This is a genomic window from Clostridia bacterium, assembly GCA_028698525.1.
GTDB lineage: Bacteria > Bacillota > Clostridia > JAQVDB01 > JAQVDB01 > JAQVDB01.
This window is the reverse complement of record JAQVDB010000012.1, coordinates 1-13,877: the sequence shown is the minus strand read 5'-3', so window position 1 is coordinate 13,877 and position 13,877 is coordinate 1. Positions and strand designations below refer to the sequence as shown.

At 35.7% G+C, this 13,877-nt stretch carries 10 protein-coding genes, 2 tRNA genes and 1 rRNA gene; 2 read left to right on the top strand and 11 right to left on the bottom strand.

What is annotated here, in order from left to right:
* Nucleotides 1-2,426 (bottom strand): bifunctional acetaldehyde-CoA/alcohol dehydrogenase (gene adhE, locus PHP06_02800; protein ID MDD3839477.1); only part of this gene is annotated, 2,426 nt, incomplete at its 3' end.
* 323 nt (nucleotides 2,427-2,749) lie between these two features.
* Nucleotides 2,750-3,238, bottom strand: a complete 489-nt coding sequence (locus tag PHP06_02795; GenBank protein ID MDD3839476.1) for a VanZ family protein — start codon at nucleotides 3,236-3,238, stop codon at nucleotides 2,750-2,752.
* 328 nt (nucleotides 3,239-3,566) lie between these two features.
* Between PHP06_02795 and PHP06_02790 the strand changes: the two genes are divergently transcribed.
* Nucleotides 3,567-4,019 (top strand): YaiI/YqxD family protein, encoded by a 453-nt coding sequence (locus PHP06_02790; protein MDD3839475.1) that lies wholly within the window; start codon nucleotides 3,567-3,569, stop codon nucleotides 4,017-4,019.
* Here PHP06_02790 and PHP06_02785 read toward each other — a convergent pair.
* The 5 genes from PHP06_02785 to hydF all read right to left on the bottom strand — a co-directional run bounded on the left by PHP06_02785 (nucleotide 3,997) and on the right by hydF (nucleotide 9,781).
* On the bottom strand, nucleotides 3,997-5,244 hold the full coding sequence (locus PHP06_02785) for an ABC transporter permease (GenBank protein MDD3839474.1): 1,248 nt from the start codon (nucleotides 5,242-5,244) through the stop codon (nucleotides 3,997-3,999). The two genes, PHP06_02790 and PHP06_02785, sit on opposite strands and share 23 nt — an antisense overlap.
* Nucleotides 5,234-5,977, bottom strand: a complete 744-nt coding sequence (locus PHP06_02780; GenBank protein MDD3839473.1) for an ABC transporter ATP-binding protein — start codon at nucleotides 5,975-5,977, stop codon at nucleotides 5,234-5,236. Before PHP06_02780 ends, PHP06_02785 begins: the two co-directional genes overlap by 11 nt.
* A gap of 125 nt (nucleotides 5,978-6,102) precedes the next feature.
* On the bottom strand, nucleotides 6,103-7,374 hold the full coding sequence (gene rhaA, locus PHP06_02775; protein ID MDD3839472.1) for an L-rhamnose isomerase: 1,272 nt from the start codon (nucleotides 7,372-7,374) through the stop codon (nucleotides 6,103-6,105).
* 126 nt (nucleotides 7,375-7,500) lie between these two features.
* Nucleotides 7,501-8,499 carry an AraC family transcriptional regulator gene (locus tag PHP06_02770; GenBank protein ID MDD3839471.1) on the bottom strand — a complete coding sequence of 333 codons (999 nt, stop codon included), beginning with the start codon at nucleotides 8,497-8,499 and terminating at the stop codon, nucleotides 7,501-7,503.
* Between the two features lie 76 nt (nucleotides 8,500-8,575).
* Nucleotides 8,576-9,781, bottom strand: a complete 1,206-nt coding sequence (gene hydF / locus PHP06_02765; GenBank protein ID MDD3839470.1) for a [FeFe] hydrogenase H-cluster maturation GTPase HydF — start codon at nucleotides 9,779-9,781, stop codon at nucleotides 8,576-8,578.
* A gap of 133 nt (nucleotides 9,782-9,914) precedes the next feature.
* Between hydF and PHP06_02760 the strand changes: the two genes are divergently transcribed.
* Nucleotides 9,915-11,006: a DUF362 domain-containing protein gene (locus tag PHP06_02760; GenBank protein ID MDD3839469.1), complete on the top strand. Its 1,092-nt coding sequence runs from the start codon at nucleotides 9,915-9,917 to the stop codon at nucleotides 11,004-11,006.
* Between the two features lie 27 nt (nucleotides 11,007-11,033).
* Here PHP06_02760 and PHP06_02755 read toward each other — a convergent pair whose 3' ends face one another.
* From PHP06_02755 to rrf, 4 genes are all read right to left on the bottom strand, one after another.
* Complete coding sequence (locus tag PHP06_02755; GenBank protein MDD3839468.1) at nucleotides 11,034-13,316, bottom strand: vitamin B12-dependent ribonucleotide reductase; 2,283 nt, start codon at nucleotides 13,314-13,316, stop codon at nucleotides 11,034-11,036.
* A 267-nt stretch (nucleotides 13,317-13,583) separates the two neighbouring features.
* Nucleotides 13,584-13,661: transfer RNA gene (locus tag PHP06_02750), tRNA-Ile, on the bottom strand.
* A gap of 5 nt (nucleotides 13,662-13,666) precedes the next feature.
* Nucleotides 13,667-13,741, bottom strand: a tRNA-Asn gene (locus PHP06_02745).
* Nucleotides 13,742-13,750: 9 nt separating this feature from the next.
* A 5S ribosomal RNA gene (rrf, locus tag PHP06_02740) occupies nucleotides 13,751-13,867 on the bottom strand.
* Nucleotides 13,868-13,877: the final 10 nt, after the last annotated feature.

The window sequence follows — 13,877 nt, the reverse complement described above, 5'->3', positions numbered from 1 at the left end:
CTTTTCATAAGCCCTACTACCGCATCTATAAGACTTTTCACGCCCTGTTGAGTAGTGTTGGCAGGCAGACCTAAATATCTCGAAATTTCCGCATACTTTTCGTCAGCCTTGTAGTACTCATATTTAGGGAATGATACAAATTTAGAAGGCTTTTGTGCGTTATATTCTATTACGTACGGGAGAAGCACCGCATTAGCCCTACCGTGAGGAATGTGGAATTCTCCACCCAGTTTATGTGCAAGGCTGTGGTTTACCCCCAAGAAAGCATTACTAAATGCCATACCTGCCATGCATGATGCATTATGCATTTTTTCTCTCGCAATCTTATCATTTCCATCGTCGTATGCCCTGGGCAGATATTCAAAAACAATCTGTATTGCTTTCATGGCAAGGGCATCAGTATAATCAGAAGCCATTACCGATACATAAGCTTCTATAGCGTGAGTGAGTACATCCATTCCTGTATCAGCTGTAATAGCTTTAGGAACAGTCAATACAAAATCTGGATCAATGATAGCTATGTCTGGAGTAAGCTCATAATCTGCCAACGGATACTTAACATTCTTTTTCTTATCGGTTATTACTGCAAAAGATGTAACCTCAGATCCAGTACCTGAAGTAGTAGGTATAGCCACCATCTGGGCTTTATGTCCCAGTTTAGGAAACTTGAAAACTCTCTTCCTTATGTCCATAAATTTCTGTCTCAATGCATCAAACTCTATATCCGGATATTCATAATATAGCCACATACCTTTTGCTGCATCCATGGCCGAACCGCCACCTAATGCTATGATCACATCAGGTTTGAACTTATCCATCATTTCTTTGCCCCTTGTTATAGTATCCAACGATGGATCAGGCTCAACATCTGAAAAGATCTCGCTGTGTACATACTGTTCTCTTTTTCTTAAATAATACAACACTTTGTCCACAAAACCTAATTTCACCATGAATGGATCGGTTACAATAAATGCTCTGCTTATATCAGGCATCTTCTCAAGATATTGAATGGAACCATATTCAAAATAAATCTTTTGAGGTATTTTAAACCACTGCATATTTACCCGTCTCCTTGCAAGTCTTTTCTTGTTTATAAGATTTACAGCCGATACATTGGAAGTGGTGGAGTTCCTGCCAAATGAACCACATCCCAGCGTCAATGAAGGAATATTAGTATTGTAAATATCGCCTATAGCACCATGACTTGAAGGAGAATTGATTATCAACCTTCCAACCTTTATTCTCTTGGCAAATCGTTCTATCACATTTCTATCTTCCGAATGGATGACAGCTGAGTGACCCATACCTCCAAAAGCCACTATACTAGCTGCAGTATCTATCGCATGTGTGGAATCCTTTGCTTTATAACAAGCTAGGATAGGACTTAATTTTTCTACAGATAAAGGATATTTGGGACCCACACCGGCAATTTCAGCTATCAATATCTTTGTATCCTTAGGAACATCTATACCCGCCATCTGGGCTATCTTGTAAGCAGGTTGCCCTACAATTACTGGATTTACTGAAAGTTTCTCTTTGTTGACTGCAAAATCTTCAAGTTTTTTTATCTCATCTTTATTCAAAAAATAGCATTTGTTCTGTTTCATATAATCAGTAACCTGGTCATATATCTCTTTATCGATTATCACCGATTGTTCAGATGCACATATCATTCCGTTATCAAAAGTTTTAGACATTATGAGATCTGTTGCAGCCCTTTTTATATTTGTGCTCTTTTCAATATAGCAAGGGACGTTGCCAGGCCCTACTCCTAATGCAGGTTTCCCTGTACTATAAGCACTCTTAACCATACCTGATCCTCCGGTAGCTAAAACTAAAGATACTCCGGGGTGATTCATCAGAGTTTGAGTAGCTTCAATAGACGGATATTCAATCCATTGAATACAATTTTCCGGGGCTCCTGACTCTACTGCTGCATCTCTAACAATTCTAGCCGCCTCCACGCTACATTTCTGCGCACTTGGGTGAAATGCAAATATTATGGGATTTCTGGTTTTCATTGAAATTATAGATTTAAAAAGTGTAGTGGAAGTAGGATTGGTTACCGGAGTAACACCTGCAATAACTCCTATAGGTTCAGCAACCTCTGCATAATCTTCGTACTCATTCTCCTCTATTACTCCTACAGTTTTATCGTATTTGATACTGTGATAGATATACTCGGTAGCAAAAATATTTTTGGTTATCTTGTCCTCATATACCCCTCTTTCAGTCTCTTGTATCGCCATCTTAGCAAGATACATATGCTTGTCCAACCCTGCCAAGGCCATCGCTTTAACTATTCTGTCTACCTGTTTTTGATCTAACTCCATAAATTCATCTAAGGCTTTTGAAGCCTTTTCCACCAATTGATCAACCATCTTTTCCACGTTCACTTGTTTGATTTCCTTTTTATCAGCCATGATAAGGCCCCCTTCTTTTTATTTGTTAATTTTTTAACAAATCAGTGTATAAAAAAATTATACTATCCTTTATATTAAAATTTATTATACGTAAATCATGTGTTATGTTGGCAAAGACCAAATAAAGCCTTGCAACAAAGTTAAATAATCGTGATATGTAGCAATAATCAAGTATTGTATTGTTAATCTTTTAACAATTATAGTATAGCAAATATTATTCCATACGTCAATATGTTTTCCAAATTTTTTACGTTTTTTATTAAATATTTTTATAGATATATTTAAAAGGTAAACAACTGGGGCTTTTAACCTTTTCTATAAGATTTCTATTCTAACATTTCCCCTAGTTTCTTTAAAAACTTTATTTTATCAAAAGCAAACCTAAAAATAGCATACCCTAATATTGTACCCAATGTGTTCAATATAAGATCATCCACATCAAAACTTCCTAACCCTGTTATCAGCTGAATAACCTCAAAAGTAAGGCTTATGAACAACCCCGCTTTTAAAGCTTTTTTATAATCTTTTATATCGGTTTCCAATAAAGGGGCTAAAAATCCATATGGCATAAATCCTATTATATTTCCCAGCAAATTTACCTTGGCTATACCTTCATTGATGCCCTCACCTACCAGATAAAAATATATAGTTTTAAAAGGTATATAATTGGCAAACATCAATCTTCTTTTAAAATCCATCCAATTCACGCTGGATGCTATGCAAACTGGATACTTAAAAAGTATAAGTTTCATCAAAATAATCATATATATGGTAAAAACTATCCATACAACAGTTTTCAAAACTTTCTTCTTCATAAATTGCCCTCACTTTTAATTTTTTACTATCATATCATATTTTACATCAATACCAAATACTAAAATTGAATTTAATAATAAGTAAATATCAACTTTACCGGAAGCCTATAATACCCTCCGTGCTCCGCAATCTGCCGCACTATATTATATATAAATACAATGTCCTTGCATACAAGTCCCATACGTATTTGCTCTCATGTAAAAGTCTCATCGATACCGGGTGTATATGATACCTCCCCTGCTATAACATAACAACACAAAAGGACCGTCCCCTTGTGTAGTTATGTTTTGTGCTATAATATAGGAAACATATAATTGGGGGCTTTATATGAAAATTCTAGTGGACGCTGATGCTTGTCCGGTCAAGGATATAATAGTACGCGTAGCCAAAAAATTTGATATAGAAGTATTTATGTTTGCAGATACCAACCACATATTAAATGATAACTATTCTACCATAATAACAGTAGACCAGGGAAAAGATTCAGTAGATATAAAACTGGTAAACAACATACAAAAAGGGGATATTGTAATAACACAAGATTATGGAGTAGCTACCGTAGCACTTTCCAAACATGCATATGCATTGAATCAGAATGGACTTATATATGATAATGATAACATGGATAGATTGCTTTTTGAAAGGTTTCTTTCCCAAAAAATAAGAAAGTCAGGCAGGAAAATGAAAGGAAACAAAAAAAGGAACAATTCAGATAACCAGAATTTTGAAAAAGCCTTGACAAACATCTGCATAAAAGCTATTGATAACCACGAAAAATAATAGCTTCTACGTTGATAAACAAAATTTTGACATACACATGAGAAGTTAAAAAACCCACAACTGATGCCACCGGTATGCACCACATACCCAGATATTCAAAAAATACAATAGAATACAATATTGTGGCATGCACCAAAACCAAGATGCTAGGCCCCAACTGTATTCCTCTGATTTTATCCCGATATGTAATAGGGGAAAGATTGAGCCATAGATCTCCTTTAAACTGCATGTACAATGATCTTATGAACAGACAGGATAATGCTAAAACACTAAAAATCGCTATCAACCTTATCCCTAGCAGTGGGATGCTCATCAATAATAGCACAGATATTACTATAATCTGCAGAAATAAAGATATATTCTCCTTCTGTCTTATAAAAGACTTTATAAAAAGAACAGCAATAGCACCGACGGGATTAAAGGGAAAACCCATTTGTCCCCGAGTAAAAATGCTGGATCTTTTTTTTGTTATTTTTCCTAAACCGTTTACATCTTGCAAAATAAAAGACATCAAAATAGCCTTTTGAGTTGCTTCTCTGTCTATAACCTTTTCCCAATGTATATCTCTACTGCCTGCTACTACAAACGAGATAAATGCTAAAAAAATAAGAACTATCCATATAAATATATTATTCTTTATTAAACCTAAATTTCTATAATATTTAAAACATATATAATTTAAAGAAAAAAATAAAATATAGTTGACTATCTTTGGGATAAATCTCATATTAGAATTTAATAATATCCACTTTAGATTATGAATGAGTATTTTTATCAATATGCTCAAAATCAATATTATAAGCAGTTCTGACCATTTAATCCCCAATAAATTATGCAAGAAAGGAAACAATAATAGAATTATAATCGATGATTTAATAGCATTTAAGACAAAGCTGAATGCTTTAGAGTAACAAACAAACCTGTAAGCAGGACCCCCTGTAGGTATTAAAAAACTCTTATCCCCTGAGATCAGATAAGTCTTGAATTCTCCTAAAAGCACTGCCATCTCCCATACAACAATAGTCCCTAATTTAATAAAATCATTATTTAAATACATAGGAAAATCCTCTAGCCAGCTGATAAAATAATAAACTATAAACAGCACGGCAGGGACAATTATATAAATGAATATTATAAAATCCATAAAAAAAGATATGAATTTCATATATTGTTTGACTACATTCTTTATCCTTTTAAACCATAAAAACAAAACATTATTTTTCATCTAATTCCACCAGTTTATCATATATCTCTGTCAGATCCGCATCATGCAATCCTGCCTGTCGGTTCAATTCTTGTAAATTACCTGATGCAAGCAGACGTCCATGTTCTATTATAATAAAACGATCACATATCTTCTGTGCAGTATCCAGAATATGAGTACTTAACAACACTGATGCCCCTTCTTTTTTCTTGCTATTGAGCAAATTTATTAAGCTTTTTATAGCTTTTGGGTCTAACCCTAAAAATGGCTCATCCACTAAATACAGAATGGGATTATACAAAAATGCGCACATCACCATTACCTTCTGTTTCATACCTTTTGAAAATGAGTTTGGAAAATCATATTCCTTACCTCTCATCTCAAACATATCGATCAGCTGTTTTGCCCTTTGTTCAAACGTTTGCCTATCTATATCATGCAGCATAGCAGTAAATCTCATATGTTCGATAAGAGTTAGTTCATCATATAATACCGGCAACTCCGGAATATATGAAGTATAGGATTTAACCTTATTTTTTCTTTGTTCAATATCTTGACCATTTATAAGTATTTGTCCTTGATGCAACGGCATTATGCCCAATATCACCTTTATAATCGTACTTTTCCCTGCACCATTGGATCCTATAAGCCCCACCATCTCACCTTTTTTGATGACAAAAGATAACCCTTTCAATACTGTTTTTTTATCATATCCTGTTTTTAAGTTTTTTATATCCAACACATATTCATACATTTAAAATCCTTTATTAAACTCTTTTATTTTAGTGTATATTATAAGCTTTTAAGGTAAAATATTCAATGTAAAAAACAATTTATTTAGAAAAAAGGCTGAGATTGTAAGCATCTCAGCCTTTTGTATCATCTTTTTAGCAATACATCTGCTTCATATCTTTTTACCTCGTCCAGCCATTCTTTACCGACAGGCACGCCTTCACTATAGCAATAATAATCCCATACAGCAGCCCAAGGATATGACTTGAATTCTTCCAACAACGCAAGTCTGGACGTAAAGTCACCTTCTATCTCATATTGTTTCAATCTTTCAGTAGGTTCCAACATGGCTATCAAAAGTGCTTTTATCATATTTCTAGTGCCTATTATCCAGGCCGAGACTCTGTTTATACTTGCATCGAAAAAATCCAGTCCTATATGAGTTCTATTCAAAAAATCTCCCCTGACCAACTCCTGAGCTATGGCTTGCAACTCATCATCCAAAATCACCACATGATCACTATCCCATCTAACAGGCCTGCTCACATGGAGAAGCAGCTCATCAATGAACAGCAGCACTGACGATATCTTGTTTGAAATCACCTCAGTGGGATGAAAGTGTCCTGAATCCAGACATAACAATTTATTATTCTCTATAGCATAACCCATATAAAATTCGTGTGATCCTACCACATAGCTCTCTGAACCTATGCCGAAGAGCTTGCTTTCTATGGCATCTAGGTTATGTTCTGAAGATATGTTATCGCTGAATATCTCATCTAATGATTCCTTAAGCCTTTGTCTAGGCGAAAACCTATCCACCGGAATATCCTTGTATCCGTCAGGTATCCATACATTGGTGACAGCCGGAGAACCTAACTCTTTACCAAAATATTCAGCTATTCTCCTACAGGCTTTACAGTGATCTATCCAGAACTGTCTGATCTTGCTCTCATGATGGCTCAATGTAAAGCCATCAGCAGCTAAAGGATGAGAAAATAGAGTTGGATTAAAATCTAGTCCCAGTTCATTTTGTTTTGCCCATTCTACCCATCCACTAAAATGTTCAGGCTCTAGCTCATCTCTCTCCACTTTTTTCCCACCAGTTTCAGCATATATAGCATGTATGTTCACCCTATGCTTCCCTGGTATCATGGAAAGGGCTTTTTCTATATCCTGCCTCAATTGCTCGGGAGTTTTAGCTTTCCCGGGGTAATCTCCGGTAGCCTGAATGCCTCCTGTCAGATCCCCATCTGGATTCTCAAATCCACCCACATCATCGCCTTGCCAGCAATGAATTGAAATAGCTATCTGCTTCAACGCCTTGAGTACATCATCAGTATCAATTCCCCATTCCCCATACATTTCTCTGGCAATATCATAAGCTTGCTCTATTCTTTTTTTATTCTTGTAACTCATAACACAACTCTCCCCCATCTATTTGATATAAAAACAAAAACTTAGGTATCATTATAACTATAACAAATATACAAAGACTTTTCATTAACCTGACATGACATACATCTTAACCAAATCAGACCAGTTTTATCTGTTTCTATAATCATCAGGGGTCATTTTATATTCTTGTTTGAATAATCTATAAAAATAACTTATATTAGTATACCCTACCTCATTTGCAATATCGCTCACTGCACGTTGAGAATTCTTAAGCAATATACCAGCCTGTTTTAAACGCATTTTCTGTAGCAAATCGGTGAAATTTTTGCCTGTTATTTGTTTTATCAGTCTACCCATATAATCAGTACTAAAATTAAAGTGCTGGGCAATATCCTTCAATGTAGCATTTTTATAGTGTAGTCTTATGAATTGATTGATACTGTTGGCTACTTGATCATTCATTTTATCCACTGATTTAATGCTCATATTATTCTTGTGCTCTCTCAGCAATTCAGTAAAAATCAATATCATATATGCCTGTATGGCTGACGAGGCTCCGACACCCGGGCTATAAAATTCACATAATAGATCTTTCATTATATTCTGTATTTTTTCATTTTGGGAGCAATGAAAATGGAGATACCGTTTATGCCCCTTTTTATCATAAATGGCTTTTACTATAAAGTCGGTTATTATATCATTATCTGATAGCTGTCCCAAAAACATCCAATCAAAAAATTCTCTCCTCATCAATATGTTAACTGCAATATCTTGTTCCATGGCAGGCTGGATAGCATGGGCCACATTTAAATCTAATATAAATATCTCCCCACTATTGACTTTTATATTTCTCCCATTTATTGTCTGTTCTATATTCCCCGAGTAGACATATATCATTTCTATATAATCGTGTCTATGTTCATCAAATCTCACAAAACGATCATGCTTATGTATGCTTATGCTCTGATCCTTTTCCATAAGGTTTCTGCTGTTTATAACCCAATCGTTGTCCGGATACTCACAAGAATACTGCATTTTTATCATCTTATCAGCGATATGTGGGCTGTTATTTGCAATAATCCCCTTCAGTTTTTTTTCCATGCTATTTAATTTTTTAAGCTGCTTGTCCAGCTCAATATAATCCATCGACACACATTCCCCTTTTATAACTATAAATAAAAAGTAAGCAACATTAAACACAATGTATATCTATATTTTATACTCAAATAAACGGCTGTAAAGCTCTGTCCAGTATCCCATGAACATAAGCAATAAGCACTCCATAATTTACTATAGGGACACCCTGCTGTTCAGCATAATTTATTCTATACATCATCTGATTTCTATTTAACATACATCCTGCACAATGCACAACAAGAGAATATCTAGTTATATCATCTGTATATGAACTGCCCGAGCTAAATTCAAATATCAGCTTTTTACCGGTCTTTTTTGTAATCCAGGCTGGAATTTTGACTCTGCCTATATCGTCCTCCTGCCTATGATGGGTACATGCTTCTGAAATCAGTATTTTATCCCCATCCTTTAAATTTTCTACAGCCCTTGCTCCTTTTACCAACTGCTGTAAATCACCTTTATATCTTGCAAATAATATAGAAAAAGAGGTAAGCATAATATCTTCCGGAGTATCCTCTGACACTCTTGAAAAAACCTGTGAATCGGTTATCACTATTTTGGGCTTTTTCCCTAATCCTTTAAGAGTATCTTTTAATCCATATTCTTTGGTTACCAATACAACTGCATCGCTATCCAATATATCCCTTATGGTCTGTTGTTGAGGAAGTATCAATCTTCCTTTAGGTGCAGATTGATCTATAGGGGTCACAAGTAGTACAAAATCCCCTGGATTCAAAAGATCCCCTACTATCCTTTGTTCTTGCTCTTCTTTTGGTGCAATAGATGCAATCTTTTCCCTTAATTCATTTATTCCTTCCCCAGTAAGCGATGATACCTGAATAACCGGGGCATTAAGCATATTGCCGATCCGTTTCAGCTCATCCCGGCTTATTTTTTTTACATCCATCTTATTGACTACAACTATAAAAGGTATGTTTTTCTTGCTGATTATGTCCGCTATCTTTATATCATAGTCTGTAACCCCTTCAACAGCATCGATCACTATAAGGGCAACATCGGTTTTATTAAGAACTTCTAAAGTTTTTTTCTTCCTTAATTCTCCCAACTTTCCTCGGTCATCTAATCCGGCAGTATCTATTATAACACAAGGCCCTAGCGGGAGTATCTCTATGGATTTATATACCGGGTCAGTGGTAGTACCCATTACATCCGATACTATCGCTATATTTTGTTCTGTAATTGCATTTATTATACTGGACTTACCTGCGTTTGTTCTGCCTAAAATAGCGATATGTTTTCTAACCGACCGTGGCGTTTGATTCATACTCATATTCATCCCTCCGTTATAAAAAAATTATATCACCATATATTAAAAGATAAAAGTATGATTTAAATTTGAGTTTTTTTGGAATCTTTGAAATTCTTGATATAATAATAGCGATATCAGGGAAGGAGGATTGATTATGAAGAAGAATGATATATATGTAATATATGGAGCTGATGCTAATTCAATGGTGAAAAGAATGCTTGAAAATATAGAGATTGAGGATGAAATACCTCAAAATGCTCTTATAGGCATAAAACCAAACTTAGCGGTTTCAAAGCCAGCATCTCACGGTGCTACAACCCACGTTGAATTGATAGAAGGGATAATAGAACATCTCAACTCAAAAGGATTTTACAATATAGTAATTCTAGAAGGCTCATGGATAGGAGATTCTACATCTAGGGCATTCAAAACTTGTGGATATGAACTAATTTCAAAGAAATACAATGTTCCCCTGTATGACCTTCAAAAAGATAATTTTAGTACATATGCAGTAGAGGACCTAAAGATCAACGTATGCAATAAGGTGATGGAATTAGATTTTCTGATCAACGTACCTGTGCTAAAAGGCCATTGTCAAACAGGAATAACTTGTGCCTTAAAAAATTTAAAAGGCTGCATACCTGACATAGAAAAGAGAAGATTCCATTCCCTGGGACTACATAAACCCATTGCCCTTTTAAATAAAATAATAAAAACAGATTTGGTAATAGTGGATGGCATCTGCGGAGATTTAGACTTCGAAGAAGGGGGAAATCCGGTACAAATGAATCGTATAATTTCAGGTCTAGATCCTGTTCTTATAGATTCATATGCCGCCCAACTTCTGGGTTTTAATATAAATGAAATACCTTATATAACATTAGCTGAAAAAGCAGGAATAGGCATATCAAATTTTAAGAAATCCAATATCATAGAATTGAATAAAGATACTTGCAAAAAGAATATCATATCCTCTAGAAAAGCAGAGAGGCTGACTAAATATATTGAAGAAAAAAATGCCTGCTCCGCATGTTATGGCAGCTTAATACATGCACTACATAGACTAAATCAAAAAGGTAAACTACTGCCTTGTACGGAAAAGCTTTACATAGGACAGGGCTTTAAAAATATAATTGCTGATGGTATAGGTATAGGCAATTGTACAAAAAGGTGTAATCAATATGTCCCTGGCTGTCCTCCAAATGCAAAAGATATCATTGATTTCATTATTAAAAATTCCTCCTAGCTTATTAAAGCCCAGGAGGAATTTTTCTCACCCACATTTAGAATATCCACAGGATCTGCAGACAACACAGCCTCCTTCATGCTCCAATTCACCATTGCATTCAGGACATTTATTTGTTTTTCGCATCTTGCTTTTTTTGTCTTGTCTCCTGCTAAAACCGTTTATCGCTTCCACATCTGTGGCTTCAAAGTGCTCATCTACTTTCAACTTTACTACTTTTTCAATCACTCTTCCTATAGCATCAGGGCAGGACAAAACTTTCAATCCTTTTTGCCTGATAGTAGTGGCACATCTTATACCCTTTAATTGCTCGATCAGCGTTTCTACATCTACTCCAGCTCTCAATGCTATGGAGACCAATCGGCTAGTTGCTTCTGACTGGGAAGGACATCCACCGCCTCTGCCTAAGTTGGTAAACACCTCACATATGCCCCTATCATCATAATTTACAGTTATGTATAAATTACCACAACCAATCCTTACTTTTTCTGTTATACCTGCTGTGACTTCTGGCCTTGGCCTGGGTACTATTTCAGATGGAGAATAAACTCCCTTCTCGGCAAGGCTGGATTCAATTTTATCTTTTATATTTACATCTTTATTGCCTATGTTTAATACTTGGCTATCTCTGCTTCCATCTCTATATATAGTTACTCCCTTACATCCCAGCTTATATGCAAGAAGATATACCTTTTTTACATCTTCCCTGTCAGCTGACTTTCTAAAATTGACCGTCTTAGATACAGCATTATCTGTATACTTCTGAAAGGCAGCCTGCATCTTTATATGATATTCCGGTGTTATATCATGGGACGTCACGAATAGTCTCTTGATATCTTCAGGTATTCCATCTATATCTTTTAAACTGCCTCTATCCGCTATTTCTCTCATCAGCTGGTCAGAATAAAACCCCCGCTTTATCGCTGTCTCTTTAAAAAAGGGATGAACCTCTAACAACTCGTCGTTGTCCATTACATTTCTTATGAAAGATATAGCAAATAGTGGTTCTACTCCACTGCTGGCACCTGCTATAATGCTTATTGTACCTGTGGGAGCTATAGTTGTGGTAGTAGCGTTTCTTATTGCCTTTCCACTTTTGGCTAAAGCACTCTTTTCAAATAAAGGAAATGCACCCCTCTGCTGTGCCAATCTATGTGATGCTTCCCTGGATTTTTCCGATATGAATTTCATTATTTGTTCTGCTAGTTCCACTGCTTGTTGAGAATCATAGGGAATATTAAGCATGAATAGTAAGTCTGCAAATCCCATCACTCCTAGTCCTATCTTTCTCGTGGATTTAGTCATTTCCTCTATCTCTTTTAAGGGATATTTGTTAGCATCTATCACGTTATCTAAAAAATGCACGGAGTTATTTACAACTTTCTCTAGCCTTTTGTAATCAACTTGATATGTATCATCATCCATCCTTTGAACAAACTTTGATAAATTGATGGATCCTAAATTACATGATTCATACGGAAGAAGGGGCTGCTCACCACAGGGATTAGTACTTTCTATCTCCCCTACCTGGGGGACTACATTGTCTTTGTTCAGCCTGTCCAAAAATATTATACCCGGCTCCCCATTATTCCAAGCCATTTCTACTATCAAATCAAATACATCTCTAGCCTTTAATGTTTTTGCTACACTTTTATCATGGGGATTTATAAGCCGATATTCTTCATCCTTTTCAACCGCATCCATAAACTCCTCTGTTATACCAATGCTTATATTAAAATTAGTTATATCATCGTTATCTTTTTTACATTGTATAAACTCAATTATATCAGGATGATCAACACGGAGTATGCCCATATTTGCACCTCGCCTTGTGCCACCTTGTTTTACTGCTTCTGTAGCCGAATTAAACACCTTCATAAAACTCACCGGCCCACTAGCAACTCCTCCTGTAGATCTTACTGATGAGCCTTTAGGTCTCAGTCGAGAAAAGCTAAACCCTGTTCCACCTCCACTTTTATGTATCAAAGCCGCATTCTTTACTGCGTCAAATATTCCTTCCATAGAATCTTCTATCGGCAACACAAAACATGCGGATAATTGACCTAATTTCCTACCTGCATTCATTAAAGTAGGAGAATTAGGCAAAAATTCTAGATTTGTCATCATCTCATAAAATTCCTGTTGTATCTTTTTTACATCAGCATTCTTATCATATAGTTTATCTACCTTTGCAATAGTTTTTGCAACTCTTGTAAACATGTCATCTATTGTTTCAATTATTTTGCCATCTTGATCTTTCGCAAGATATCTTCTTTCTAGCACTTTTACGGCATTTTTAGAAAGCTGCATCAAGTAGCACCTCCGCACCTATATTTTGGGGTTATATTTTGCCCATAACACAATATATCGTATCATTCATTTTGTTCTTTATCAAATCTGTTTTATCTTCAAATTAACACATATTTTTTTGTTTTATAATGAAATTGTCTTATTGCTACACATTTTATATATTCTCAAAAAAATAAGCCGGGTCAAAAAACCCGGACTCATCATTTAATTATAATAATTTCAATTATATAATACAATTAAAAAGAGTTAGTTATAAAACTAACTCTTTGGTGGGCCTTCAGGGACTCGAACCCCGGACCTACCGGTTATGAGCCGGTTGCTCTAAACCAACTGAGCTAAAGGCCCGTATATGGCTCCCCGAGTAGGATTCGAACCTACGACCCTCCGGTTAACAGCCGGATGCTCTACCGCTGAGCTATCGAGGAATAATAATATTTCGGCAGCGACCTACTCTCCCGAGAAGTCTCCTTCCCAGTACCATGGGCGCTGAAGGGCTTAACTGCTGTGTTCGGGATGGGAACAGGTGTGACCCCTTCGCTATTGCCACCGGAAGCTTTGGTT

Coding starts and splice junctions, on each gene's coding strand:
- PHP06_02785 (MDD3839474.1), bottom strand. CDS start 5,244: ATGAAAAATAATGTTTTGTTTTTATGGTTTAAAAGGATAAAGAATGTA.
- PHP06_02780 (MDD3839473.1), bottom strand. CDS start 5,977: ATGTATGAATATGTGTTGGATATAAAAAACTTAAAAACAGGATATGAT.
- PHP06_02790 (MDD3839475.1), top strand. CDS start 3,567: ATGAAAATTCTAGTGGACGCTGATGCTTGTCCGGTCAAGGATATAATA.
- hydF (MDD3839470.1), bottom strand. CDS start 9,781: ATGAGTATGAATCAAACGCCACGGTCGGTTAGAAAACATATCGCTATT.
- PHP06_02760 (MDD3839469.1), top strand. CDS start 9,915: ATGAAGAAGAATGATATATATGTAATATATGGAGCTGATGCTAATTCA.
- rhaA (MDD3839472.1), bottom strand. CDS start 7,374: ATGAGTTACAAGAATAAAAAAAGAATAGAGCAAGCTTATGATATTGCC.
- PHP06_02795 (MDD3839476.1), bottom strand. CDS start 3,238: ATGAAGAAGAAAGTTTTGAAAACTGTTGTATGGATAGTTTTTACCATA.
- PHP06_02755 (MDD3839468.1), bottom strand. CDS start 13,316: ATGCAGCTTTCTAAAAATGCCGTAAAAGTGCTAGAAAGAAGATATCTT.
- PHP06_02770 (MDD3839471.1), bottom strand. CDS start 8,499: ATGGATTATATTGAGCTGGACAAGCAGCTTAAAAAATTAAATAGCATG.